The organism is Deltaproteobacteria bacterium (assembly GCA_016235345.1).
GTDB lineage: Bacteria > Desulfobacterota > Desulfobacteria > Desulfobacterales > Desulfatibacillaceae > JACRLG01.
Window position 1 is genome coordinate 110,995 of record JACRLG010000028.1, and the last position, 24,268, is coordinate 135,262.

At 56.7% G+C, this 24,268-nt stretch carries 23 protein-coding genes; 4 read left to right on the forward strand and 19 right to left on the reverse strand.

Going from position 1 to position 24,268, the window contains the following annotated elements; translation table 11 throughout:
- Nucleotides 1-12: 12 nt before the first annotated feature.
- From HZB23_14115 to kdpF, 6 genes are read right to left on the reverse strand one after another with little or no spacing between them, the layout of a single operon-like run.
- Nucleotides 13-708 carry a response regulator gene (locus HZB23_14115; GenBank protein ID MBI5845789.1) on the reverse strand — a complete coding sequence of 232 codons (696 nt, stop codon included), beginning with the start codon at nucleotides 706-708 and terminating at the stop codon, nucleotides 13-15.
- Entirely contained in the window at nucleotides 705-3,413 is a 2,709-nt protein-coding gene (locus HZB23_14120) for a sensor histidine kinase KdpD (GenBank protein ID MBI5845790.1), read from the reverse strand. Before HZB23_14120 ends, HZB23_14115 begins: the two co-directional genes overlap by 4 nt.
- A gap of 16 nt (nucleotides 3,414-3,429) precedes the next feature.
- Nucleotides 3,430-4,032, reverse strand: coding sequence for a potassium-transporting ATPase subunit KdpC (gene kdpC / locus HZB23_14125; GenBank protein MBI5845791.1), 603 nt, complete (start codon nucleotides 4,030-4,032; stop codon nucleotides 3,430-3,432).
- Complete coding sequence (gene kdpB / locus HZB23_14130) at nucleotides 4,029-6,107, reverse strand: potassium-transporting ATPase subunit KdpB (GenBank protein ID MBI5845792.1); 2,079 nt, start codon at nucleotides 6,105-6,107, stop codon at nucleotides 4,029-4,031. The genes kdpC and kdpB overlap by 4 nt, the downstream gene beginning before the upstream one ends.
- Nucleotides 6,108-6,132: 25 nt before the next feature.
- The gene (kdpA, locus tag HZB23_14135) at nucleotides 6,133-7,875 is read right to left on the reverse strand and encodes a potassium-transporting ATPase subunit KdpA (GenBank protein MBI5845793.1); all 1,743 of its coding nucleotides are present in this window, start codon (nucleotides 7,873-7,875) and stop codon (nucleotides 6,133-6,135) included.
- Nucleotides 7,875-7,964: a K(+)-transporting ATPase subunit F gene (gene kdpF, locus HZB23_14140; protein ID MBI5845794.1), complete on the reverse strand. Its 90-nt coding sequence runs from the start codon at nucleotides 7,962-7,964 to the stop codon at nucleotides 7,875-7,877. Before kdpF ends, kdpA begins: the two co-directional genes overlap by 1 nt.
- Nucleotides 7,965-8,405: 441 nt before the next feature.
- Here kdpF and HZB23_14145 point away from each other — a divergent pair, with 441 nt between their 5' ends.
- Complete coding sequence (locus tag HZB23_14145; protein MBI5845795.1) at nucleotides 8,406-8,870, forward strand: cupin domain-containing protein; 465 nt, start codon at nucleotides 8,406-8,408, stop codon at nucleotides 8,868-8,870.
- 88 nt (nucleotides 8,871-8,958) lie between these two features.
- Here the strand turns inward: HZB23_14145 and HZB23_14150 are convergent, their stop codons facing one another.
- Both HZB23_14150 and HZB23_14155 read right to left on the reverse strand, forming a co-directional pair.
- Complete coding sequence (locus HZB23_14150; GenBank protein ID MBI5845796.1) at nucleotides 8,959-10,158, reverse strand: cache domain-containing protein; 1,200 nt, start codon at nucleotides 10,156-10,158, stop codon at nucleotides 8,959-8,961.
- Nucleotides 10,159-10,202: 44 nt separating this feature from the next.
- Nucleotides 10,203-10,577, reverse strand: a complete 375-nt coding sequence (locus HZB23_14155; GenBank protein MBI5845797.1) for a hypothetical protein — start codon at nucleotides 10,575-10,577, stop codon at nucleotides 10,203-10,205.
- A 108-nt stretch (nucleotides 10,578-10,685) separates the two neighbouring features.
- Between HZB23_14155 and HZB23_14160 the strand changes: the two genes are divergently transcribed.
- Entirely contained in the window at nucleotides 10,686-11,456 is a 771-nt protein-coding gene (locus HZB23_14160; protein ID MBI5845798.1) for an MBL fold metallo-hydrolase, read from the forward strand.
- Between the two features lie 101 nt (nucleotides 11,457-11,557).
- Here the strand turns inward: HZB23_14160 and HZB23_14165 are convergent, their stop codons facing one another.
- The 9 genes from HZB23_14165 to HZB23_14205 form a co-directional block, all read right to left on the reverse strand.
- Entirely contained in the window at nucleotides 11,558-11,938 is a 381-nt protein-coding gene (locus HZB23_14165) for a hypothetical protein (protein ID MBI5845799.1), read from the reverse strand.
- Between the two features lie 81 nt (nucleotides 11,939-12,019).
- Complete coding sequence (locus HZB23_14170; GenBank protein ID MBI5845800.1) at nucleotides 12,020-12,304, reverse strand: hypothetical protein; 285 nt, start codon at nucleotides 12,302-12,304, stop codon at nucleotides 12,020-12,022.
- 501 nt (nucleotides 12,305-12,805) lie between these two features.
- Complete coding sequence (locus tag HZB23_14175) at nucleotides 12,806-14,128, reverse strand: IS1380 family transposase (protein MBI5845801.1); 1,323 nt, start codon at nucleotides 14,126-14,128, stop codon at nucleotides 12,806-12,808.
- Between the two features lie 514 nt (nucleotides 14,129-14,642).
- On the reverse strand, nucleotides 14,643-15,674 hold the full coding sequence (gene dapA / locus HZB23_14180) for a 4-hydroxy-tetrahydrodipicolinate synthase (GenBank protein ID MBI5845802.1): 1,032 nt from the start codon (nucleotides 15,672-15,674) through the stop codon (nucleotides 14,643-14,645).
- A gap of 253 nt (nucleotides 15,675-15,927) precedes the next feature.
- On the reverse strand, nucleotides 15,928-16,455 hold the full coding sequence (locus HZB23_14185; GenBank protein MBI5845803.1) for a tetratricopeptide repeat protein: 528 nt from the start codon (nucleotides 16,453-16,455) through the stop codon (nucleotides 15,928-15,930).
- A gap of 190 nt (nucleotides 16,456-16,645) precedes the next feature.
- Nucleotides 16,646-17,323 carry a zinc-ribbon domain-containing protein gene (locus HZB23_14190; protein MBI5845804.1) on the reverse strand — a complete coding sequence of 226 codons (678 nt, stop codon included), beginning with the start codon at nucleotides 17,321-17,323 and terminating at the stop codon, nucleotides 16,646-16,648.
- Nucleotides 17,324-17,386: 63 nt separating this feature from the next.
- Nucleotides 17,387-18,556 (reverse strand): PilT/PilU family type 4a pilus ATPase, encoded by a 1,170-nt coding sequence (locus HZB23_14195; protein MBI5845805.1) that lies wholly within the window; start codon nucleotides 18,554-18,556, stop codon nucleotides 17,387-17,389.
- A 1-nt stretch (nucleotide 18,557) separates the two neighbouring features.
- On the reverse strand, nucleotides 18,558-19,640 hold the full coding sequence (locus HZB23_14200) for a type IV pilus twitching motility protein PilT (protein MBI5845806.1): 1,083 nt from the start codon (nucleotides 19,638-19,640) through the stop codon (nucleotides 18,558-18,560).
- 47 nt (nucleotides 19,641-19,687) lie between these two features.
- On the reverse strand, nucleotides 19,688-20,011 hold the full coding sequence (locus HZB23_14205; GenBank protein ID MBI5845807.1) for a YggT family protein: 324 nt from the start codon (nucleotides 20,009-20,011) through the stop codon (nucleotides 19,688-19,690).
- A gap of 82 nt (nucleotides 20,012-20,093) precedes the next feature.
- Here HZB23_14205 and HZB23_14210 point away from each other — a divergent pair, with 82 nt between their 5' ends.
- Both HZB23_14210 and HZB23_14215 read left to right on the forward strand, forming a co-directional pair.
- Entirely contained in the window at nucleotides 20,094-20,393 is a 300-nt protein-coding gene (locus HZB23_14210; protein MBI5845808.1) for a hypothetical protein, read from the forward strand.
- A gap of 524 nt (nucleotides 20,394-20,917) precedes the next feature.
- Nucleotides 20,918-21,763: a hypothetical protein gene (locus tag HZB23_14215; GenBank protein MBI5845809.1), complete on the forward strand. Its 846-nt coding sequence runs from the start codon at nucleotides 20,918-20,920 to the stop codon at nucleotides 21,761-21,763.
- A gap of 27 nt (nucleotides 21,764-21,790) precedes the next feature.
- Here HZB23_14215 and HZB23_14220 read toward each other — a convergent pair whose 3' ends face one another.
- Together HZB23_14220 and pabB are read right to left on the reverse strand one after the other, a co-directional pair.
- Nucleotides 21,791-22,279: a YchJ family protein gene (locus HZB23_14220; protein MBI5845810.1), complete on the reverse strand. Its 489-nt coding sequence runs from the start codon at nucleotides 22,277-22,279 to the stop codon at nucleotides 21,791-21,793.
- Nucleotides 22,280-22,377: 98 nt separating this feature from the next.
- Nucleotides 22,378-24,174: an aminodeoxychorismate synthase component I gene (pabB, locus tag HZB23_14225; GenBank protein MBI5845811.1), complete on the reverse strand. Its 1,797-nt coding sequence runs from the start codon at nucleotides 24,172-24,174 to the stop codon at nucleotides 22,378-22,380.
- Nucleotides 24,175-24,268 lie beyond the last annotated feature (94 nt).

The window sequence follows — 24,268 nt, forward strand, 5'->3', positions numbered from 1 at the left end:
CTATGGCGAACTTTACAGGTCCTTCATCCGGTATCCCACGCCGGGTTCGGTTATAAGGAGCCGGGGCCGGGCCGGATCAGGCTCCACCTTGCGGCGGAGCTGGGCCATGAAGACCCGTAAATATTGCGTCTCAAGGGCGTAGGGCGGTCCCCAGACCTCCTTTAAAATCTGCCGGTGGGTGAGAACCTTTCCCGCGTTTTGGGCCAGCAGGACCAGAAGCCTGTATTCCAGGGGCGTTAAGTGGATTTCGTTGCCGTCCACCGTAACCTTGCGGCTGGAAGGGTCAAGGCGCAAGGGTCCGATGTCAAAAACAGCAGGAGCGCCGGAAACCCCGCGCGCCGCATGCCGAAGGGCCACCCTTATGCGGGCCATGAGTTCCGGGACCCCGAAGGGCTTGGTGAGATAGTCGTCGGCCCCCGCGTCCAGGGCCTCCACCTTGTCGTTTTCCCTGCCCCTGGCCGAAATCACGATTATGGGAACCTGGCTCCACTCCCTTATTTTTTTGGTGAGCGTTATTCCGTCGCCGTCCGGAAGGCCAAGGTCCATAAGGATTATTTCGGGATTCAAAGACGTGGCGGCAACCAGGGCCTCCTTCGCCGTTCCGGCTTCCGCAGCGCGGAAGTCCCGCGATTCAAGGGCCGTCACCAAAAAGCGCAGCATGGGGGGCTCATCCTCCACCACCAGTATGAGGGGCTGGTTCGCTGTCATTCCTGGCCGCCTTCCAGTCCGTCGGGCAGCTTGGTGGGCGGAGGCTCGGAAAGGGGCAGGCGCACGGTTAACACCGAGCCGCCCTCCGGCCTGTTTCGGGCCGTAATCACCCCCTGATGGGCGGCCACTATGCCACGGCATATTGCAAGCCCAAGACCCACCCCGCCCACTCCGGGATGGGAGCCCCGCAGAAATTTCTCGAACACGCGCTCCTCCTGCTCCTCACCCAGCCCCGGCCCCGAATCCGCCATGGAAACCGTGAAAAAGCCCTCGCCATGCGCGGCGGAAATTTCAATGGGGCTTTCCGGCGGGGTGTATTTGGCGGCGTTGTCCAGAATATTTACGAAAACCTGCTCGAAAAGCACCGGGTCAACGTTCACAAGTGGAAAATCCGGGGCAAGGTTCACTGTAATGGCTCTCCCGCCAAGGCGCTTTTCCATGCGCGAAAGGGCCGAGCCCACGATTTCCTCCAGGGGCGTCCACTCGTTTTTTGGCTTCATCCCGCCTGATTCCAGTTTTACCATATCCAGAAGATTTCCCACAAGCCGCTCCATGCGTTCAGCCTCGGTGCAGATGGAGTTGAGCATCTCCGACTTGCGTGACTCGCATAGCCTGCCGCCCTCGTCCCTCAGAAGCGTGGAAAGGCCCGTTATGGCGGCAAGGGGGGTTCTTAAATCATGGGAGGCCGCACTTAGAAGCGAGCTTCGCATCTCCTCGGTCCTGGCCTTCAAGGCCGCCGACTTTGCCTCCTCGGAAAGCCGGGCGCGGGAAAGGGCAAGGGCCGCCTGACTCACGAAGGCTTCCAGAAAGGCCCTGCGATCCACGGTAAGGGTTTCCGGCGCGATTTCCCACATGGCCAGGACTCCCGGCGTTATCGAACCGAAAACCAGGGGGATTGCGGTGAGCTTCGCCCCCGGAAAGGTGTCCGTGCCCCGCCCGGCGCTCCTTGCCTGTTCTGCGGCCCAGCGCACCACGGCCAGTTCCTCATCCGAGATGGCGAAATCATCGGGGCTTTTCGCCGCCACGTAAAAGGCCCCCGAAGATACGGCAAGTAGCATGGCGGCCCGGCCCCCGAAAACCTCCGCCGCGTGCCGGGCGGTGATCCTGGCCGCCTCGTCCTCGTCCCTTACGGCAACGAGGTCCCTTGACAGGGCATAGAGTGCGGCGGTTCTTTCCTCGCGCTTTTTGGCCTCGTGCTCCTGGCGGCGTATGCGGGAGGTAAGCCCGCTTATTGAAAGCCCGACCGCGAACATCATGGCGAAGGTCAATATGTGGCGGGCGTGTTCCACGTTGAAGGTGTGATAGGGCGGCACCGAGAAAAAATCGTAGGCCGCCACGGAAAGGGCGGCGGCAAGAAGCGAGGGGCCGCGCCCGAATATGAAGGCTGCGCCCATTATGGCGGAAAGATGCAGCATCACAAGGTCAGGCAGGGCCAGAAAATTTCTGCCGATAACGGACAGCACGGCAGCCAGAGCCACCAGGGCGGACGCTGCGGCGTAGGGAGCAGGACGCAAGGCGGGTTTTGCAGGGGCTGGCGAATTTTCCGGCACTCCTTCACAAGGCCCGCCTGATATGAAATGAACCTCGATTTCCCCGCTTTCCCTGACCAGTTCATCCACCAAAGAGCCCTTGAAAACCTCCCGAAGCCGCCTTCTTAATGGCTTTCCTATAACTATGCGGGTTACGTTGTGCAGGCGGGCATAACGCAGGATTTCATCCCCCACCCGGTTGCCGGAGACCCTTGCAGTGTCGGCTCCAAGGGATTCGGCCAGCAGAAGGTGGGATTCAAGGCGTCTCCGGTCGGGCTCCCTTAAGGGGTAGGCATCCGGGGCGTCGGCGTAAATGGCGGTAAAGGGGGCGCGAAGCCCGGCTGCCATGCGCCTTGCGCCTCGGATCACACGCTCTGAAGAAGGGCTCGCGCCCACGCACACAAGGATGCGCTCGGCGGTTGGCCACGTTGCCGTTACACCGTGCTGAGTCCTGTACTCCCGGACGTCGGTATCAAGCCTCTCTGCTGCCCTTCTAAGGGCCAGTTCCCGCAAGGCCAGAAGATTTCCGCGCTTGAAAAAATTCTCAGCCGCCCTTTGGGCCGTTTCCGGCAGATAAACCTTGCCCTCTTTAAGGCGCACAAGAAGCTCATCCGGCGTAAGGTCAATAATCTCGATTGCGTCCGCCCTGTCCAGAACGTGGTCCGGCAAGGTCTCCCGCACCTTTACTCCCGTTATCTGGGCCACAACGTCGTTTAGGCTTTCAAGATGCTGAATGTTGACGGTGGTGTGGACCTCGATTCCGGCGTCCAGAAGCTCAAGCACGTCCTGCCACCTTTTGGGATGCCTGCTCTGTGGGGCGTTGGTGTGCGCAAGCTCATCCAGTAAAAGCACCTGGGGCCTTCGGGCCAGGGCGGTATCGAGATCGAACTCGAAAAGAGAGGCTCCCCTGTGGATCACCTCGCGCCGGGGCAGAACGGAAAGCCCATCCATCAGGGCCGCAGTCTCGGCTCTGCCGTGGGTTTCCACGCAGCCCACAACAACGTCAACGCCTTGTGACGCAAGCCTTTTGGCGGCAAGCAGCATGGAGTAGGTTTTTCCCACGCCCGGAGCGTAACCCAGAAAGACCTTCAAAACCGCCCGGTTCCGGCGATCCTCATCGGCTTTCACACGGGCAAGGAGCAGGTCCGGGTCGGGCCGGTCAGAGGGAGGCTGCATGGAAAAATTCGCCATTTCATTGACCCTTGTTCGGGCTTTTCGGAGTCAACCGCAAAAGGCTCAGATTCAGCTTTAATACATTTACCCTGGGCTCGCCAAGAATTCCGAAGGTGCGGCCCTCCACGGACCCGGCAACGAGCTTTTGCACCGCTTCCCGCGAAAGGCCCCTTTCCCTCGCCACCCGGTCAACCTGAAAAAACGCGGCTGCGGGCGAGATGTGCGGGTCGAGGCCGCTTGCCGATGCGGTGGCAAGATCAACGGGAACCTTGCCGGTGCTTGCCGGGTTTTCGGCGCGCAGCTTCTGTGCTCTTTCCGCCGCCGCCGTTTGAAGGGCAGGGTTCAAAGGCCCAAGATTGGACCCGCCTGAAAGCGCCCCGTTATACGGATGAACAGACGTTGCGGACGGGCGGGGCCGAAACCATCCGGGGCCTTCAAAGGCTTGTCCGATCAGTTCCGAGCCCGCAGCCTTGTTGTTTTCCATTATGATACTCCCGTTTGCCTCAAATGGAAACATTGCCTGGGCCAGGGCCGTAATCAGGGCCGGATATCCCAGTCCCAAAAGAAGGGTGAAGGCCAAAAGGAGCGTGAGAGCCGGACGGAATGCTGGTTGGGTTTTCATTTCACCCCCATTAGGCTCAAAAGGATGTCGGTTATCTTTATCAGCGGGAAGGGGAAAAGGAGTCCCCCAAGACCGTAAATCAGGATATTCCTCCGCAAAAGCACCCCTGCGGGGGCGGGTTTCATGCTGATTCCCCTAAGGGCCAGGGGAATCAGGCCCACTATCATAAGGGCGTTTACGATGACAGCCGACAAAACCGCGCTTGCGGGGGAACTTAGACCCATCACGTTGAACGCCCCAAGGGCCGGGTAGGTGGAGGCGAAGGCCGCAGGTATTATGGCGAAATACTTTGATACATCGTTGGCTATGGAAAAAGTGGTGAGAGCCCCCCGCGTCATGAGCATCTGCTTTCCGATCTCCACAACTTCCAGTAATTTGGTGGGGTTGGAGTCGAGGTCCACCATGTTCCCCGCCTCCTTGGCCGCCTGGGTGCCGGAATTCATGGCCACCGCGACGTCCGCCTGGGCAAGGGCCGGGGCGTCGTTGGTCCCATCCCCCGTCATGGCCACCATGTGGCCCTTTGCCTGAAAATCCCTTATAAGGGTCAGCTTGCGCTCAGGAGTCGCCTCTGCAAGAAAATCGTCAACACCGGCCTCGGCGGCTATGGCCGCCGCCGTAAGAGGGTTGTCGCCGGTTATCATTATGGTTTTTATGCCCATCTTGCGCATGGCCGCGAAGCGCTCTTTTATTCCGCCCTTCACGATGTCCTTCAAGTGGATGACCCCAAGGACTTTTTCATCCTCCGCCACGATGAGTGGTGTCGCTCCCTGGCGGGCAAGCTCGTCAACCGCCTCCCGCACCTTGGGGGCAATGGTTCCGCCTCTGGCTTTTACGAAGCGCTCCACAGCGTCCACCGCGCCCTTCCGGATTTTTTTGCCGCCTGCGTCAACGCCGCTCATGCGGGTTTCGGCTGAAAAGGGCACAAAGATCGCGGAGATTTCCCCAAGGTCCCGGCCCCTTATGCCGAAGCGCTCCTTGGCCAGAACCGTTATGCTCCTGCCTTCGGGGGTTTCGTCCGCAAGACTCGCCAGTTGCGCCGCCTCGGCCAGCCGCCTTTCGGTGAAGCCGGGCGCTGGTATGAAGTTCACCGCCTCCCGGTTTCCAAGGGTGATGGTGCCGGTCTTGTCCAGCAAAAGCACGTCCACGTCCCCCGCAGCTTCAACCGCCCTGCCCGATGTTGCCAGCACGTTGGCCCCGATCAATCTGTCCATACCCGCGATGCCAATGGCTGAAAGAAGCCCGCCGATGGTGGTGGGTATAAGGCAGACCGCAAGGGCCGAAAGCACGGTGAGGGTGACGGGGCTGCCCTGTCCGGTGGCTTTCACGGCGTAAACCGAAAAGGGGTAAAGGGTGGCCACCGCAAGGAGAAAGACGATGGTGAGCCCGGCAAGAAGAATGGAAAGGGCTATCTCGTTGGGAGTCTTGCGCCTTTTGGCCCCCTCCACCATGGCTATCATGCGGTCAAGGAAGGTCTCGCCCGCCTCGGCGGTTATGCGTATAACGAGCCTGTCCGACAATACCCTGGTGCCGCCCGTGACCGCACTTCTGTCTCCGCCGCTTTCCCGTATCACCGGGGCGCTTTCGCCTGTTATGGCGCTTTCGTCCACCGAGGCCACGCCGCCTATAACCTCTCCGTCGCCGGGTATGATTTCCCCGGCCTCCACCGCCACCACGTCGCCTTTTTTCAGAAGCGCCGAGGCCATATCCTCGGTAAGGGACTGGTCCCCTCCGGGCTGTAAAAGGCGGCGGGCCGTGACGTCCTTCCTGGTTTTCCTAAGGGCGTCGGCCTGGGCCTTGCCCCTGCCTTCGGCCAGTGCTTCGGCGAAATTTGAAAAAAACACGGTGAACCAGAGCCACACCGAAACGGCCAGAATAAAGCCCGCAGGGGCCTCTCCTCGCCCGGTTATCAAGGCGTGGATAAAAAGCGCCGTGGTAAAGGCGCTTCCGGCCTCAACAACGAACATGACCGGATTTCTCGCCATAAGGCGCGGATCGAGCTTCTTGAAAGCGTCCCTTACGGCTCCGATGACCAGGGCCTTTTCGAAAAGACGCCTTGATTTTGTTTTATCGCTCATGGAAGGGCGCTCCTTGCCAATATCGTCACTTAAAAAGCATAAGATGTTCAACTAGTGGTCCAAGAGCCAGCGCCGGAATGAAGGTCAGCGCCCCCACAAGCACCAGGGTTCCCAGAAGAAGCGCCGCGAAAAGCACAGTGTCCGTGGGAAGTGTGCCCGAAGACGCCGGAACGGTCCGCTTTCTGGCAAGGCTTCCGGCCAGGGCCAGGACAGGCACTATCACCCAGAATCGCCCGGCCAACATGCAAAGGCCCGTTGCCACGGTGTGAAAGAGGTTGGACGCGTCAAGGCCCGCAAAGGCCGAGCCGTTGTTGTTGGCGGCTGACGAGTAGGCGTACAAAAGCTCGGAAAAACCGTGCGGCCCAGGGTTCGCCACTGTGGCGTGGCCGGAAAGGGTCACGCAGGCCATTGCCGTTCCCAAAAGGACAAATGCCGGAGGGATGAGGATTCCAAGGCTGGCGGCCTGCATCTCGTAAGCTGAAAGTTTTTTGCCCAGATACTCCGGGGTGCGCCCCACCATAAGTCCCGCGATGAAAACCGCCACCACCGCGAAAAGTATCATGCCGTAAAGGCCGGAGCCAACGCCGCCGAAGACCACCTCGCCAAGCTGAATAAGCCACATGGGAATGAGGCCGCCAAGGGGGGTGAAGCTGTCGTGCGTGGCGTTCACCGAACCGTTGGAGGCGGCGGTTGTGGCGACAGCCCACAGGGCACTTTCTGCGGCCCCGAACCGCACCTCTTTGCCCTCCATGTTGCCGCCCGACTGAAAAGCCCCGGCTTTTTGGTCAACGCCAGCGCTGTCAAGGGCCGGGTTTCCCGAAAGCTCGGCCCCGGCGCACAAAAATGACAGGGGCAGAATAACCGCCATCATCACGGCGAAAAGCACGTATCCCTGGCGCTGGGCCTTCACCATGCGCCCGAAGAAGAAGCAGAAAGCGGCTGGAATCAGCAGAATTGCCAGAAGCTCCGCGAAATTTGAAAGGGGCGTGGGGTTCTCGAAGGGGTGCGCCGAATTGGCGTTATAGTATCCCCCTCCGTTGGTGCCCAGTTGCTTTACGGCCACCTGGGAGGCGACAGGCCCAAGGGCAAGGCTGACACTTTCGACCGGATTTCCGTTTGAATCGGCCACCGGGGCGGCGAGCGCGATTTCCGCCTTGGCGTCAAAGGTCTGGACAAGCCCCTGGGACACCAGAAAGACCGAGAAAACAAGGGCCAGAGGAAGAAGGATGTACACCACGCCGCGCACAAGGTCCGTCCAGAAGCATCCGATGCCGTCCTCGCTGTTTCGGGTGAAGCTCCGGGTGAGGGCCACGGCCACCGCCATGCCGGTTGCGGCTGAAAGAAAATTCTGAACAGTAAGCCCCGCCATCTGGGTGAGCTGGCTCATGACTGCCTCGCCCGCATAGGCCTGCCAGTTGGTGTTGGTAACAAAGCTCACGGCGGTATTGAAGGCCACCTGGGGTGAAACGGCCCCGAATCCCGCCGGGTTTCCCGGCAGAAAGCCCTGGAGCCTTTCAAGGGCGTAAACCGCGAAAAAGCCCAGAAGGTTGAAGATCAACAAATGTTTCGCGTAGGTCTTCCAGTGGGTGTCTGCGTCTTCCGCAACCCCCGCCATCCTTAAAAGGAGGCGCTCCAAAGGCCCCAGAATCTTACGGGAAAAACGGTTCTCCCCCCGGTAAACCCTGGCCATGTAATTGCCGAGCGGCATGGCCAACAGGGTGAGCAGCCCGAAAAAGCCGAGAATCTTTATTGCGATAAGGGCGTTCATCAGAACCACTCCGGTTTGAGAAGTGCCACAAAAAGATAGACCAGAAGCAATGCCGCCAGTATCCCGCCGGTATAGAGAAAAAATTCCATAATTCCTCCTTTCACAGCTTCAGCAGAAGCCACGAAAACCCCATGGTCAATATGAAAAAGACAACCGGAATTCCAATTGAAGTGATGTCGCTCATGTTGCCCTCCCCTTTTGGGCGGTGGGATTTTCCGGTCAACCGGAATCATCCGCCCTTTTGATACAAGGATAAGGCATGGCGCATCAGGATGGGGTAAAACTAGCGCCTAAGGGCATAAGGAAAACATAAAGGACGGGAACCGGCGAAATTTGGCGATAAGGAGGAAACGCCGGATTATCGTTCTGAAGCCTTGTTGGGGGAAAGGGCCTTTAACGGCATGAACCGACTGGTGTCACGCGGTATGGTAAATTTGCTTTTGGAAACGGGCCGGGCTATGGTGGGCCTCTTGCATCTTGTTTCAAATCCGCCCGAACCGCCCCATTATGTCGGAATGAAAGGAAGCATCATGAAACGCATATCCACGCTACGCGCCAGAGTCATCCTTCTTTGCCTCACGGGTCTTCTCCTGTTCGCGCCGCTTTCGCTCGCTGACGGATACAACCAGGGCGTCACTTCGGAAGTCCTCAAAAAGGCCGCCACCACCGCCAACGGGCAAAAAATCGCCTTTCCCGTTACGGACAAGGCGGAGGTGACCGCCGCGATGGTTTCGATAGCCCCGGGCGCTGAAACCGGCTGGCACAGGCATCCCATGCCGGTTTACGCCTACGTTCTGTCCGGGAGCCTCTCCGTTTCTCTTGAGGACGGCGGCCTGCTTTCCTACTCGCCCGGCGATGTCATCATCGAGGTTGTGGACACCCTGCACAACGGCAAAAACATTGGAAGCGATCCGGTGAAACTGGTGGTTTTCTACCTGGGAAGCGAGGGGGTTCCTCTGGCCGTAAAAGAGGCGCCTGCGGAAAAAGTCAAATAGCGGATAGCCGGTACATAACGTAATAATTGAAAATCGCCTCATGCCCCATCCCGAAATGCCTTCGAGATGGGGTATGAGGCGTTCTGCATTATTTTTCGCCGTCCTTCTTCACTTCCGAAAGCTCGGCTATGCCGTAGCACCAGCCGTTCAGTTTTGATTTCCTGAAAATGCAGGTCCTGCCCAAGCCGCCCATATCCCATTGGACCGTCCCCTCTTTCGAGGCGTGCATCTGCTTTACGGCGGCCTCCAAAGACGGGCTTCCCATCTCGGACGTGTAAACGAACAGGAAGTCCCTGTTCTGGTGAAGGGCGGTCCTGCCCAGGCCATCCATTGCAAAAAAAAGTTGGTTGGAGGGCAGCAATATGGCTTCCCGCAGCCTGTCGTTCAACGGTTCGATGAATACCGATGCTCCGAGCGCCCCGATGACCCGCCCGTCTTTTTTCACCGGGACCCCCAGCACTGCGGATTTTAGCCCGGTTGACTTTGAAATCACGAGACTGCCTGTCACGTCTTTTCCCGCCATGAGATCGGAGAAATACGGACGATCCGAAAGGGTCTTGTCCTGGCGGCCTTTTTCCACGGTGAAATAGGTTCCGTCGGGCCGGACGAAAAAATGCGCGCCCGAAGCGCCGGTCTTGGCCATTGCCGCAAGCAGGGGCCGGATGGCTTTCCAGTCGCCGCTTTTGGCCGCGCTTGTTTCTGCGATGATTGAAAGCGACGAGAGGACCCCTTCCAGTTGAGCGTCCGCAGATGAGATCAAAAGGCCCAAGGCAGAACGGGCGTCCACGGAAAAGGACAAGCCCTGGTCCATCTCGTCTTCGTACAGGCCGGAGCCCAGCCACCATGTGTCGTCCACCTTTTTCACATAGCCCAGCTTGGGGCCGATTTTGCGGGTGAGGCGGTCCTCCCAGTTGTACCGAAACCAGCCGGAGCCCTGGATGGCCAGGGCCATCAACTCCCGGATGATCTTCTTGCCGTCCGTGTCGGTGCGCTCGATGAGGTTTTTTCCCACCAATTCGGGCTGCCCGCCGTGGGCAAGTACGTTTCCTTTAAAGTCATAGGCGAAGATGTAGAGATTGCCGCGCACAAAGGGGCCGCTTTGGTTCATGAACTCGGAAAGGGCCTTTGCCTTTCCGTTGGCCTGTGCGAAATCCACGGCTTTGTCCACGAACGAGATCACATCATCCCTGGTAATCGCGCCGTTGGGGCCGTCCGCAAAGGCCGGGGAAAACCCCGCAAACAGGCAGACGACCACCGCAAGCAATGCCAACAAAGCTTTTTTATCCATTTGACTTTCCTTATTTTTGAACCGTTTTTTGAATTTGCCGAATTTTAAGCCTGGTTCACCGAAACTTCGGTGAAAAGCTCGCCGTTTTCACCCATGAGCGACTCGCCCATGTTCTTTATTGAAAGCGAAAGCGCTCCGGTTTCGTGAAGCGCCACGTGGCCGGACCTGGAAAGGGCGGAAAGTGCGTTGTCGAAGGCGTTGCCTTCCATTTCCAGGGCCTTGCGCAACTGGGCAATTTTGACCCGCTGGCCCTTTTGGGGGGCCATTTTCGACAGGGCCTCCATTATATCTGCGCCCTCGCCCGTGGCCGCCTTCCTGTTGACCGGAGAATCGGACATCCCGGTGAATTTTTTAAGCTCCGCGACTTCCTTTTCCAGCCTCTCCACACGCGCCAGAAGCGCAAGAATGCGGTCATCCATGAGTTTTCCCCCTGATTTTCGACGCTTTTTGTTGTAAGATGCATCTTAGCGCGATAACTGCCGGAGAGAAAGAATAAATTTTTCAAAACCCCTCAATTGCGATCGATAATGGAAAAAACCGAAATCAGATTCGTGGGGCACGCCACGGTTTATCTTGAAACCGGCGGCGTTTCGTTCGTGACCGACCCCATGCTTTCCCAAAGGGCACTGGTGGTAAGGCGGTTCGGCGCGCCGGGCGCTGAGGTGAAAGACCTGGCCGGAGCCTCGTGCATCCTTGTTTCACACGCGCACTTCGATCACCTGGACCTGCCCACCCTGGACCGTTTTCCCAAATCCACACCCGTAATCACTCCTCACCGGGTGGGAAGCCTGGTCAAAAAGCTCGGCTTTTCCACAGTAATAGAGCTTGCCGACTGGGAAACCCATCAAGGAGGCGATTTTTTCGTTACGGCGGTTCCGGCCCGGCATTTCGGCGAGCGCATCTACGTGGACCCCTTCAGAAAGTACCAGGGCTATGTTTTCGGAAAAAACGGGGGGCCTGCCTTTTATTTTGCGGGCGACACCGGATATTTCAACGGATTTGCGCAAATAGGGGAAAAATTCGACATCTGCTGCGCCCTTCTTCCAATCGGCGCGTACCGCCCGGCCTTCATCATGAGGCGGGTGCATCTCAATCCGCACCAGGCGGTGCAGGCCTTCAGGGACTTGAAGGCCCGGTACATGGTTCCCATCCATTTCGGCTCGTTCAAGCTCTCCCTGGAGCCGGTAAGCGAGCCGCCCCGAATGCTTTCCTCGATAGTGGAAAACGACCTTACGCTGAAGGACCGGGTTTTCATCTTGAAAAACGGCGAGAAGAAGATCATCGAAACCTGCGGGTGAGGGCTTTATTCCGTTGCCCCTGCCCGCCCGCGCCGAAACCGGAAATCGAAAACCGGGGAAGGCTGGGACTCCCCCCCTGCATGATTGGGGTGCGAGGTGTTTTACAGGTTGGCGCCGTGGAAGCGTTTTGATTCGCTGACTTCGCTCCGGGAGTTGTAGCCGTAGAGGTTGAAGCCTTCGCGGTTTTCGGGTGATGATGCGTCGTACTGGCTTCCGAATGCCTCGCCGGAGTTGACCACGGAGGTGCGGTTGCCGATGGCGTTATAGCGGTAGTCGTACTGCCAGATGACGCGGGCTCCGGACTTGTTGAGGACCTGGGTTTTCACGTCGCGCTTGTCTTCGTAGGTATACGTGGCCGTGACCGGGGTGTACGAGCCGTCCGTGCGGGCGGTGGACATTCCGGCAAGGAGGTCGGAGCCGGGCACGTAGGTGTAAGCCGTCGCGCCGGGGACCGAATTCACGTTCCATGAGACCTGGTTCATGCGGCCCTTTTGGTCGTAGCCGTAGGAGACAAAATAGCTCGTACCTGACCTGCGAATAAAACTGACTAGGGATGACACATACTAATTGTGACGCACTGTCCCGGAACATTTCAACTTTTTCGCGTTTAATTCGTCAATTTTTTGTATTGCAACGTAATAATTAAATGATAAATCATTTACATCACCCATTAATTTTTTTGCTTTTTCAAAATAAAATTTTGCATTTTCATATTCAGTTAATAATAAATAATAATGTGCGATGTAAAAATATATATTATAATTTTCTGAACCATCTTTATTAGAAATATTAGCTAAGCAAACATTTACAGAAATAATATTTTCATACATTTTAAACACATATTTCATGCTATAATTATCATCTAAGTAACCACTAATTGGAATATCTATCTAATATTCATTATTATATACTGAATTTTGATTAATTATTTTAATATTATTATAAGCAATTTTTTTCCAAACTAAATAATATAAATATGTTTCAACAATATATTGTGGCACATTTTTCAAACTTTTATTTTTAATATAATTTAAATATAATATTTTAACCCCTTCTGAAAAGTCAGAATATGATAAAAAATATTTTTTATTGTAATAAAAAAGTTTGCCACGAATTAAATATAGATTACCTGAATCCGTGACGCCTTCGTTACACACCTGTTTTCATGGTCTTGGGGGTGTCAATTTTCGAAGTTTCTCTGCCTTGACGATCCTGGAAAGGCGAATTTGAATGGTTTTATAGCTTTGATCGCCGATTATTGTACGTCAAGGCCGAATTTCACCAATTTCCGGGCATGTCTATGCCTCCTTGTTGTGTTTTGCTGCTCTGGCTGTTTTTTGCTGACCGAGTCAGCCGGGCGAAAGGGCGTTGTGGACCTGTAAAAACGCCTCAAATGCCGGGCAATTGCGTCCGAAAAGCAGCGTAAGCCTCCGGGCCGAGCGAACAAGCCGAGCGGCAATGGTCATCAACTCCTGGATTACCGTTTTTATTCTGCGTCTTTTTGCCGGGTGCCGAACGGGCGACTTGTCGCCGCAAAGCCCCATTTGGCCTATAAGCCGCAAGATATTGTAAGCAAAGCCCGCGCACGTCAGCACCAGCGCGTTGGTGGCGAATTTGCCCGAAGGCAGCCGTTCCATGTCGAGGTCGCTCTTGATTTCGCTGTGAAACTGCTCGCTTGTCCCATGGGCCTCGTAGAGCTTGATGATGTCCCCTGCGGGGAGCGCAAGGCTTGTCCACCAGCCTTCGAGCTCGATGTCAGGCACCGTCAGATATTGGCCTTTTTTGTCGATGCTGCGTTCCGTCACGCGGACCACCCGCATGAAGCGGTAATTTTTTCCTTTAAATTCATGGGCTTCGTGTACGGTCGTGACCGCGACTTTTTTTCCAGGGCGAGGCTCGGTGACCTGGCTTTCGGCGAACACCCTGTCGCGCCATTCGATGTGATTGGCCTTCCGGGGGTTCCATTTTACGATGTACGAGACTTTTTCGTGCCCGCGAAGCGCAACGAGGGTCTCAATGGCGCAGTGAGCTGAATCCAGGCGGGCAAGCAAAGGCTTTTGCGTCAGCCGCCGCGCCCTCATAACGACCCGGTTCAAAAAGGGGATGAAGTCATTTTGGCTGTGCTGGCTGCCTTCCCTGAGTTCCAGACCCACGCACCAGCCTTCTTCGCCCAGATAGGCGGCGATGGGCGCATAACCGTCAACTCCTTTGTAAGTGCGCGAAACGCCTTCCTTTTTTGTACCCCCGTTATCCATCGGAAAAACGTCCATATCCAATGGTACATGGCCGGTGGAAATTTTCGTGACCGGTGCTTTCGCAGCCTTCAGCATTTCGATTGATGCGCTCTGGACAGCCTGGGCGAACGGATCGGCATGCTGGTCGAAACGTTGGCGAAGCGACTCTTTTGAAGGAACATGCTTGATGGCAAGCGCAGCCTTGAACCAGTCGTCGCCCCGCACTCCGTCCATGGCCTCGAAGTCGCTTTTGCCCACGCAAAGTAGGCCCATGTAGCTTTTGACAACATCCTCGTGAGAGACGCGGGGCGCGCCGGGCACGCAGATCAAGCGATTGGCAAGGCCGGAGTGCTCATTTATCAAAAGCCCCACCAGGGCAAAGCCGGAATGGGGGGTAAAAAACTGAGTTTGCGATCTTCCGATTTTGATTTTCGGCATGGCTTTTCACTCACCGGGTGAATGGTTGAATGATTCGACCTTGCCATAAATAATGTTAAAAATCGAGATGTTATTTAACGATCACCGCTCTTTTTATGTAGTGCCGCTCACGGATTCAGGACAATGTGAAATTCTATATTGCAATGTGTGCATCCCAAGTGGCATTGAACGATTCCGACCCCTCACCAGACAGAATTGCGTCGCTTGGCAGTTGTGATTTTCATGACTCTGTCCTGATGGATTCATTTGAAATCGTTTGGAATGAATATACGAACTTGGGCGGAACAGATAAAGTTGCCAAGGGGTCTGAACTCTTGTCGAAGCTCAAAAAAAGAATGGTGCAACAGTATCCTCGAAGAACTTAGAAATGAAGAGCGAATAAAGGCTATCTTAGCGCCTAACAGATTATAGCATCTATGAATCTCATCATTTATAAATCAAAGTGGAACTCACTTTTATTCAAAACAAGTGAGTTCCACTTCAAAGGGCTCTGTTAATGCTTCTCGAAGACTTATCAATAATCCTCGTAGGCCAGCCCTTCCCAGGATTTGGGGTTAGACAGGCGGTCTTCCACGTTGACGCCGAAGTGGGACTCCAGGGGTGCGAAGACCCAGGAATTCTCGGCCTGGACCTTGCGGGCCGCGTCGAGGACCACGTTAAGGCCCTTTTTCGTCATCAGCCCAAGGGGCTTGCGGCAGGGGCCGGCGGGCATCCCCAGGACCCGCATCAGGGCCTTTATGGGGAGCGGATTCCTGGCCCGGCATTTCACATCGCCCTTGGCCGAGCTTTCCATGGTGGTGACCACAACGATGGAAAAGAGCGGCTTCAGGGCGGTCTCCACCCGGCGGGCCTCCTCCCAGTTACCGACGAGCGCGGCGGCCACCATGTCGGCCACCGCCTTGGGAGCCACGTTGGAAATCACCGAAATGACGCCGGAAGCCTTGATTTCCGCGCTTTCCATCATGGAAAAGGTCTTGTCGTCGTCGCCTGAGAGGATGACGAATTTATTGCCGCAAAGCTGGCGGGTGAGCTTCATGTTGTCGAAATCGCCCGTGGCTTCCTTCACCGCGCTCACGTTGGGGTGGGATTCGTTGAGAAGCGCAAGGTCCTGGGGCAGAAGCTGGGCCCCGGTGCGCCCCGGAATCACGTACGGGATGACCGTGAGGTCGGGAAAGGCCGCAGCCACGGGAGCGAGATACTCGCGCCGTATTTCCAGCGAGCTTGGGCCGTTGTAGTAGGGGTCCACCAGAAGCACCGCGCTTGCGCCGTTTTCAGCCGCAAAACGGGTTGCCTCCAGGGCCTCGGTGGTGTTGTTGGAGCCGGTTCCGGCCACCACGTCCACCTTGTCCCTTGCCCTCAGGGACACCCGGCGGGTGACCTCGTGATGCTCCACCCACGAAAGCGTGGGGCTTTCGCCCGTTGTGCCCGCCGCCAGAACCCCGGAGACCCCGCAGGCCACCTGGAAATCCACCAGCGCGTCGAGTCCTTTTGCATCCAATCCATTTGAAAACGGCGTGATGATCGCCGTATATACACCCGAAAGCATAATCCCTCCTTAAAGCCCGTCTAAAAACGCGAACTGCGGCGTCAGGCATCGCATCCCGGCTCGGTCACGTACGACCATCCTGATTTAGCCCAAGAACTCTGCGATTTCTTGGGCGGGTACGCTCCTCGCCGCTCGCTCGCCAACCTTAGCATTTCATCGTTTTTATCCAGGCTTTATGTCCAGCCGGATTTAAGCGGCTTTATAATTTTACGTAAACCGGGGCCATTTTATCCGGCCCCTGTTGATTCGACCTCTATTTGGCCTTAAGAAAATCCGCCTCCGCCTTCTCCAACTCATTCAGGGCCTTCCAGCACAGGCCCCGGTAGTAGTAGGCGGACTTCAGGTCGGGCTTTCTTGCTATCACCCTTTCAAAATCAGCCAGGGCGTCTTTTACGGACCCGGATTCGTGAAGGAATATCCCGCGCTGCATCATGTACTGCCAGCGATTTTCGGCATCGGAAAGGTCCACCGCCTGGTTGTAGTCCGAAAGGGCGCGGTCCCGGTCCTTGATGGCCCGGTAAGCGGCGGCCCTGTTGTTGTAGGCCGGCGCCAACCGGGCTGGTTTTCCCTGATTTTCCTGGATGAAGCGGGTGTAATGGATTATGGCCGCATCGTACTGGCCGCGTTCCAGGGCGTCCGCCCCCTGTTTGAAGCTCCAGTCCGAGCGCGAAGCCAGGGACTCCATCTGCACTCCGCAGCCGTAGAGCGCAAACAGCGCAAAAAGGGCGAGAACCGCGATACCTGCTTGAAGGCTTTGCCTCATGACGACGGACCCTTTCACAACCCGTTCCGGTGCGTTAACCCTTTCCAGCCCGTTATAAAAGGCTGGATACGAAGCCTGGATGCCAGTTTAAATATCGGCGATGAAGTGCAAGGAGTGCGAAAAGCCAATGAGCAAAGCGTACTAAATGTACGTGGCGGAATTGGCTTTGATGCGCGGGCACTGTCAATTCGCGTTTTTAGACAGGCTGTTACAGGCGTCCCATTTTTTTCAACGTATCGTTGAACGTGCGGTAAAAACCGTTGTTTTCCGAAACCCCGGTGCTGATGATGCTGCCAATCTCGTCGATGTTCTTCAAGTTGATGATTATATTGACGCTTTTGGTGAAGGATGCCATGTTGTCCATGGTGCGGTGTTCGGAGCATAAAAGCACCAGGAAAATCTGCCTTCGCGTGGAAATGGTGAGCCTTCCCAAAAATTTCAGCACGTGGTTGTTTTCCGCGTTGTCCGTGTCGAACATCTCGTTTAGGACAACCATGTCGAAAATGTGAAAACGCATGGCTTTCAGGGCCTCGCGGGCGGTGGACGCCTCGGTGACCCGGTAGTGCATGTTTTCCAGGGCCGCCCTCACCCGCGCCTTGTTGCCGGAATCCGCATCGCAGACCAGGGCCGTGAGGGTTCCCTCGTCAATGTAATCAAAGGGCTTGTCCGAAGCGTCGTACTGGCCGGAAATCACCTCGTCCGCCAGGTTTTTTCCAGTCTTGCCGTTTGCCGGAGCCGGGGGCTTGCCGTTGTGGTTTTTGGCCCGCGTGTCAACGGTGATCTTTTCCTTGCACTTGGGGCAGGGAACAGCCACCAGCTTGTCCTTGGGCAGTTTCTCGTCCGGAATCTTGAACTGGGCCCGGCAGTTTTCGCAGGTTATTTCCATTTTTATAAGCCTTCGCGTCCGGCGGTTGTGGAAAAACCGGCCTCTCCAGGAGGCCATGCCGCTCTATTTTATGTTTCTGCCGTAGGCGTTGTCCACTTCCAGGTGGTCTATGTCGCTGGTGGCCTCGCCGCGCGCGCTCTTCACCGAGTCGATGCCCCTGCCCACCACTGCCTTGTGGGACGCGTAGGCCGCGCCCGTGGCCTCGGTGATGAAGCCGCGCTCGTAAAGGGAGATGATGTAATCATCGAAGGTGGTCATGCCGAAGGCCGTGCCCTGCTGGATGATCTCGTAAAAGGTCTTGCCCTCGCTTTCGCCGTGAAGGATGGTGTCCTTTACGCGGATGTTGGAGCCCATGACCTCGAAGGCCGCCACGCGCCCTCCGCCCACCTTGGGAAGGAGCCTCTGGCACACGATCCACCGCATTGTGTCGGCGAGCCTTATGCGTATCTGGTTTTCCTCCTCGGTGTTAAACATGCCGAGAATTCGGTTGATGGTCTGGCCGGAGTCGATGGTGTGCAGGGTGCTCATGACCAGATGCCCTGTTTCCGCCGCCGAAAGCGCGATTTCCACGGTTTCGCGGTCCCGCATTTCGCCCACCAGGATCACCTTGGGGGCCTGGCGCATGGCGGCCCGAAGGCCCCGCGAAAAGCTGTCGAAATCCGCGCCCAGCTCGCGCTGGTTGAAGGTGGCCTTCTTGTGCGGATGCTGGTATTCCACAGGGTCTTCCAGGGTTATGATGTGGAAGCTCTCGGCCTCGTTGATCTCGTTCAGAAGGGCCGCAAGGCTGGTGGATTTACCCGAACCCGTCGCGCCCGTCACCAGGATGATACCGTTCTTCTCCTTGGCCATCTTGTGAAAGGCCTGGGGAAGGGCCAAATCCTGGATGGTGGGAATCTTGGTTTCCAGTTTTCGCAGAACCACCGAGTAGGTGCCGCGCTGGGAGAAGATGTTCACGCGGAAGCGGGCCTTGCCAGGAAGCTCGTAGGAAAGGTCGCAGGAGCCCTCGTTCAGAAGGATGTCCGTGAGACGCCTGTCCTTGTTTATGAGATTCAGGGCGAATATCTCGGTCTGAAAGGGCGTCAGCTCCTTCACCGGCGGGGTCATTTCCACCGGGTACAGGACGCCGGAGCTTTCAACCTGGAAGGGCTTGCCGGCAGTGATGTTCAAATCCGAGACGTTGTCGTAGGAATCCAGCATCTTTGTAAGGATGTGGTCGATTTCCTGCTTGCGCATGTCACGCCTCCGTGAAGTCCGTGGGCGGGTTTTTCAGAAGCGGCCTGAACCGGGCCTTGTCGTTGGCCTTCATGTAGGCGTCTTCAACGTCTATCCGACCCCTGTGCACCAGATCCATGATGGCGTCGTCCAGAAGCTGCATTCCATATTTCTTTCCGGTCTGGACCGCAGAAGGAATCTGGAAGGTCTTGTTTTCACGGATCAGGTTTCGCACGGCCGGGGTGGCGATTAGAATCTCCAGGGCCGCGCAGCGCCCCTTCTTGTCTATGCGCTTGAAAAGGGTCTGGCTTATGACGCAGCGTATGCCGTCGGCGAGCGTCGAGCGTATCTGCTCCTGCTGGCTCGCAGGGAAGACTTCGATGATGCGGTCCACCGTCTTGGCCGCGCTTGTGGTGTGAAGGGTGGCGAAGACAAGATGGCCCGTGGAGGCGGCCTCCACCGCAAGGCTTATGGTTTCAAGGTCGCGCATTTCGCCCACGAGGATTATGTCCGGGTCCTCGCGGAGCGCCCCCCTAAGCGCGTTGGTGAAGTTCTTGGTGTGGGTTCCCACCTCCCGGTGGTTCACTATGCAGCTTTTGGACTCATGGACGAATTCTATGGGGTCCTCGATGGTTATGATGTGGTCCTTGCGGCTGCGGTTGGCCACGTCGATGATGGACGCCAGTGTGGTTGACTTGCCGCTTCCGGTGGGGCCCGTAACAATGACAAGCCCGCGCGGGAGGGAGGCGAGCTTGGACACCACCGGGGGAAGGCCCAGCTGCTCGGCGGTCTGTATCACCTGGGGAATTTCGCGGAAAACCGCAGCAACCCCGTATTTCTGCATGAAAAAGTTGGCCCTGTAGCGGGCCACGCCCGGAAGCTCGTAGCCGAAATCGAGATCGCCCGTTTCCTCGAAGATCTTGATGCGGTCTTCGGGTGTGATCTCGTAGAGCATTCCGCGCAATTCGTCGGATTCCAGGACCTTGTACTTGATGCGCTCTATTTCGCCGCGTATGCGCAGGGCGGGCTGCTGGCCGGAGACAAGGTGAAGGTCCGACGCCCCCTGCTCGTGCATGAGTTTGAAAAATGCATCAATCTTGGCCATGAAACAGCTCCTTTGGAGTCAACGAATGCGTTTGAAGTCAAACTGATTCAATAAGCAAATGAACCGGCGCCGGGCGCCATGGTGTGAGCCAGGGTGAAAAGGGTTCTCACCAGGAAGTATTTCAGAAAATAGATGGCCAGAATGAGGACAAAGGGGGAAAAATCGATCCCTCCGCCGCTGACAGGGAGCCTCTTCCTGATCTGGTACAACACGGGCTCGGTGGCCCGGTGGATGAAACGCACGATGGGGTTGTAGGGGTCGGGGCTGACCCAGGACAGGAGCGCGGCAACTATCACCAGCATCATGTAGGCCGAAAGGCCCATGTTTAAAACATAGGCCAACGCCTCGAAAAAAAAGCGGAATACGAACATCGCAACGCCTCGTTATTGGCTTGTTTGAATTTTACCTAACAGCCCGTTGGAAAAGGCTGTATGAAAAGCCTGGATAAAAACGATGAAGTTCAAGGAGTGCGAAAAGCCAATGAGTAAGCGTACTTTTTCGTACGTGACGGAATTGGCTTTGATGCACGACACAGCAATTCGCGTTTTTAGACAGGCTGCTAAGGGCCTTTTACGAAGAATCGGAAAACCCAACCTTGTTGACGAAAGCCGGTCTGCGGCGCTCCTGAAAGACCCGTGTGCAGGATTGTTCCAGGATTGCACGGCAACAAGTCCATTTGGCCAGAACTATCATGCCGGGGCCTGTAAAGTCAAGGACCGCAATGCCGCCCTATGGCCGGGCGCATTAGATTGACGGCGGATGGGATTTCCGCTATTGCCCGTTACATACATATTCGTTTCATGATCAGGCTGCGCGCCCTTGGGCGCGGAAACTTCAAATACAAACCGGGCGGATTTTTCGGGATGACGAAAGCCAAGGCCGCGACAACGATCAGAAATCATCTTTCGCCCGGAAGGTTTGCGGCTTTCACGGCAAAAGCCGTATTTTGCGCTTATGTCGCTTACAAGCTCATACTGGCCGCAATAGGCATATATTCTTTTGCCACATTCTGCATTATTACGGCGTTTCTGCTGTATCCCGCCTGTTCCGCCGTTTCATTTTTCGTAAAAGACGCAGAGCGGAGAAAAATACAATTTGCTTTTCTTGTGTTTTTCCTTGCCCTTGTCTCCGCAGAATCATATTTGAGATGCTTTGACAGAAGATTCGCAAGCTACGGCGAAAGAAACGGCTCTCATGAATATACTTCGATATACAGTTACAACATATATAAATATGTCACTGAAATTTTTTTTGACGAGCGTGAGATCAGGGAAAAAATGAGCCGCACAGTGAATAAGGAATTCCATTACGAGTCCTCGTTCAATTTCATCAACATGCGGGATATCGAGCATCCCTTGCGAAAAGCCCCGTACGAATACAGAATCGCGGCCCTGGGGGATTCCTTCACGGAAGGCGTGGGAGTCGCGCAGGACCAGACCTGGCCGCGCCTTCTTCAAAAGATGCTTCCCTCAGTCAATGGCCTTCGCACGAGGGTGATGAACTGCGGCATCGTCAGTCACGACACCGTGGACGAACTTCAGGTGCTCCGTGAAAGGGTTCTGGCTTTCCGGCCCGACATGGTGATCGTTGCTGTGAACAGCTCGGACATAACGGACATCGCCACAAAAGGCGGCCAGGAAAGAATCGGCAGGCCCTTTTACAGGCCGCCCGGAAGCCCCTGGTGGGAATTTCTCTTCGGTTCGAGCTTTCTGGTGAGGCATTTTGTCCAGGGCATCTTAGGCTATGACTGGACCCTGAAAAGCAGCGCCGAATTAAAGGCGGGCGACGCGAGGGCTCTTGACGCCATATACCAGACCATCATGGATTTCGCGCACCTGTCCGGGGAGCGCGGTTTTGCGCTGGTGGCGGTTTTTCATCCCATGAAACACGAGCTTGAAAAAGGCGGCTGGCCCCTTGACGGCCTTATCGGAAGACTGGCGGGTGAAAAGGATATTCTCGTGGTGAACCTTCTGGAGTATTACAAGGCCGAGTGCGCGAAATCAGGCGTACCGGCTTCGGACATCTACTGGCCCGTCGATCTGCACCACAACGCCCGGGGCTACGAACTTTTCGCCCGGGGCGTTGCGGAGGCCATCTCAAAAACACCCGGAATAAAAAATTGAGGTCGGCGTAACGGGTTCCGAACCACCTCACCCGCAGCACCGCTTGTACTTCTTGCCGCTTCCGCAGGGGCAGGGGTCGTTCCTGCCCACCTTGGGGCCTTCGCGCCTTATGGTCTCCACGGGCACCGGGTTTCCGTCGAAAAAATACCAGGCCCCGTCCTTTTTCTTAAACTCCGCAAGCTCGTGATGCCTCACCCGGTTGCCCTTCTGGCTGTAAACCGCGACGAATTCAACCAGCCCGGTTTCGTCGTCAGGCCCGCCCTTTTCCGCCTTTTCGATGGATAGCCCGTGCCACTGGCTTTTTTTGGACCAGGAAAGTGAGCTTGACTCGTCGAACTCACCGGTTTTTTCCGGGTGGGTGGTGTTTTTGAGAAAATCGATCTTTCCGGTGGCGTAGGCCGTGTAGCGGCTCCTCATAAGCTCTTCAGCCGTTGCGGCGGGCCTTTGGCCCTCGATCAGCGGTTCGCAGCACTCGGAGTATTCACGGCCTGATGTGCAGGGGCATGGGTTTTCCATTTAATTTTTCCTTTTCGCGCCTTGCGGGTCGCAGAGCATGATCTGTTGTTATAATTTGATCCGTCGGATATCCTTGTTAATTTTTCCGTTCCCGCCTGTCAAGCCGAATCCCCAGTCTCGGCCAAACGGGCTTTCACAAGCCCCCTTACGGAGTTGGCCAGAAAGAGGGCGTCGGCGCTTTCGATAAAGCCCCGGTCCATAACCCGCTCCCTGATTTTCCCCTCTGCAAGAAGCCTCGCCCGCAAAGTTCCCGGAAGAAGCCCGCTTGAGACGGGCGGAGTGTACAGATTTCCGTCCTTTTCCGCGACAAGGTTGGCGATGGCGGTTTCGGTGACCTCACCGCGCTCGTTTACAATGATGGCGTCGAAAATATCCGGCGCGGACCTCCTGGCTTCCGAAAGGGCCTTTTCGTAGATTTCCCGCCTGGTTGTCTTGTGCCGGAGCATGGGGTCGGTGGAATCGACCGCAAGGGGCGAAAAGGCCACGGAAACGGCCTCGGTGAAAGCCTGGGGAGCCGGGCCGTGGGTCGCCTCCACCAGTCCGTCCTCGTTTAGCAGAAGCCTCACCCGGCGAGGCTCCGGGCCGAATCCTGCCGTGAGGTCGTCCAGGGCGTCGGCCACCGCTTTTTGGTCGAAGGGAAAGCCGAAAAAGGCCGCCGAATCTGCGAGACGGGCCAGATGCTCGGAAAGGAGCGCCCAGCCAACTTCGGGGGTCCACAAAAGGGTTTCCAGGAGGGAGAACCCGTGCCTGCGCCTCGTGAGCACGGCGGCCTTGATGTTGCACTCCTCGTATTCCTCGGCGGGCTCCGAATCCCAGACTATGCCTCCGCCCACGCCGTAGAGGGCCTGCCGGGCCAAGCGGTTCACCACCACCGTCCTTATGGCCACGTTGAAACGGGCGTAATTGCCAGGACCCAGGAAGCCGCAGGCCCCGGTGTAGACCCCGCGCGGAGTGGTTTCCAGCTCCGCGATTATGTTCATGGTGTTGACCTTGGGGGCTCCGGTGATGGAGGCGCAGGGGAAAAGGGCGGAGAAAAGCTCCCGGAACCCGGCGCGGGTCCTGGCCGTGACGGTGGAGGTCATCTGGAGAACCGTGGGGTAGCGCTCCACGGAAAAAAGATGCGGGACCTCAACCGTGCCTGTTTCGGCCACCCGGCCCAGGTCGTTTCGGATCATGTCCACTATCATCACGTTTTCGGCGCGGTTTTTCTCCGAGTTGTAAAGCCAGGCGGCGGACGCCTCGTCCTCGGAGGCCGTGCCCCCGCGCGGGGCCGTGCCTTTCATGGGGCGGCAGGTCACGTTTTCACCCTGGCGCAGAAAAAAGACCTCCGGAGAGGCCGAGCAGACAGCGAAATCGCCGGTGTCGAAATACGCCGCGTAAAGGCATTGCTGGGAGGAGACAAGGAGCCGGAACCACTCGAAATCGCAGCCTTCAAAAGGGGCGGACAGGCGAAGGGTGTAGTTCACCTGGTAGGTGTCGCCGTTTGCAATGTGGTCCTTCACCCTTCTGACGGCGGCCTCGTACTCAGCGCGGGTGACGGAAGAAGCGAAGGCGCCGGGCGGCGAAAAACCGGGGCCGGGCGGCGGAAGCTCCACCACTTCCGGCGCGTCGTAGATGCCGAACCACAGTAGCGGCGGGGCGTCGGAACCGGGCGTAACGGCGCGAAAGGCGGGGTCGAAGGCCGGGGATGCCTCGTAGGAAACAAAGCCTGCGGCGAAGCGGCCCTTACCCTCCACCTGGGCCTCGACTTCCGCCAGGGCAGGGAGAACCTCGGAAAGCCCGTGGGCGCGGAGAATCCCAAGGGGGCGCGAAAACTTCAGCCAACCGCCTTTTTCCGGGTCGAAAATTATTGATGTGCCCGCAAAGGGGGCATCGATTTTGTCTGTAAAAACCACGCGGCCAAATTCCATCGGTAACGTAAAAAACACGGACTTGCGCCGGAACATTTCCCGGCCCGCCTGTTAGCCTCTTTACCTCACGATTTCAAGA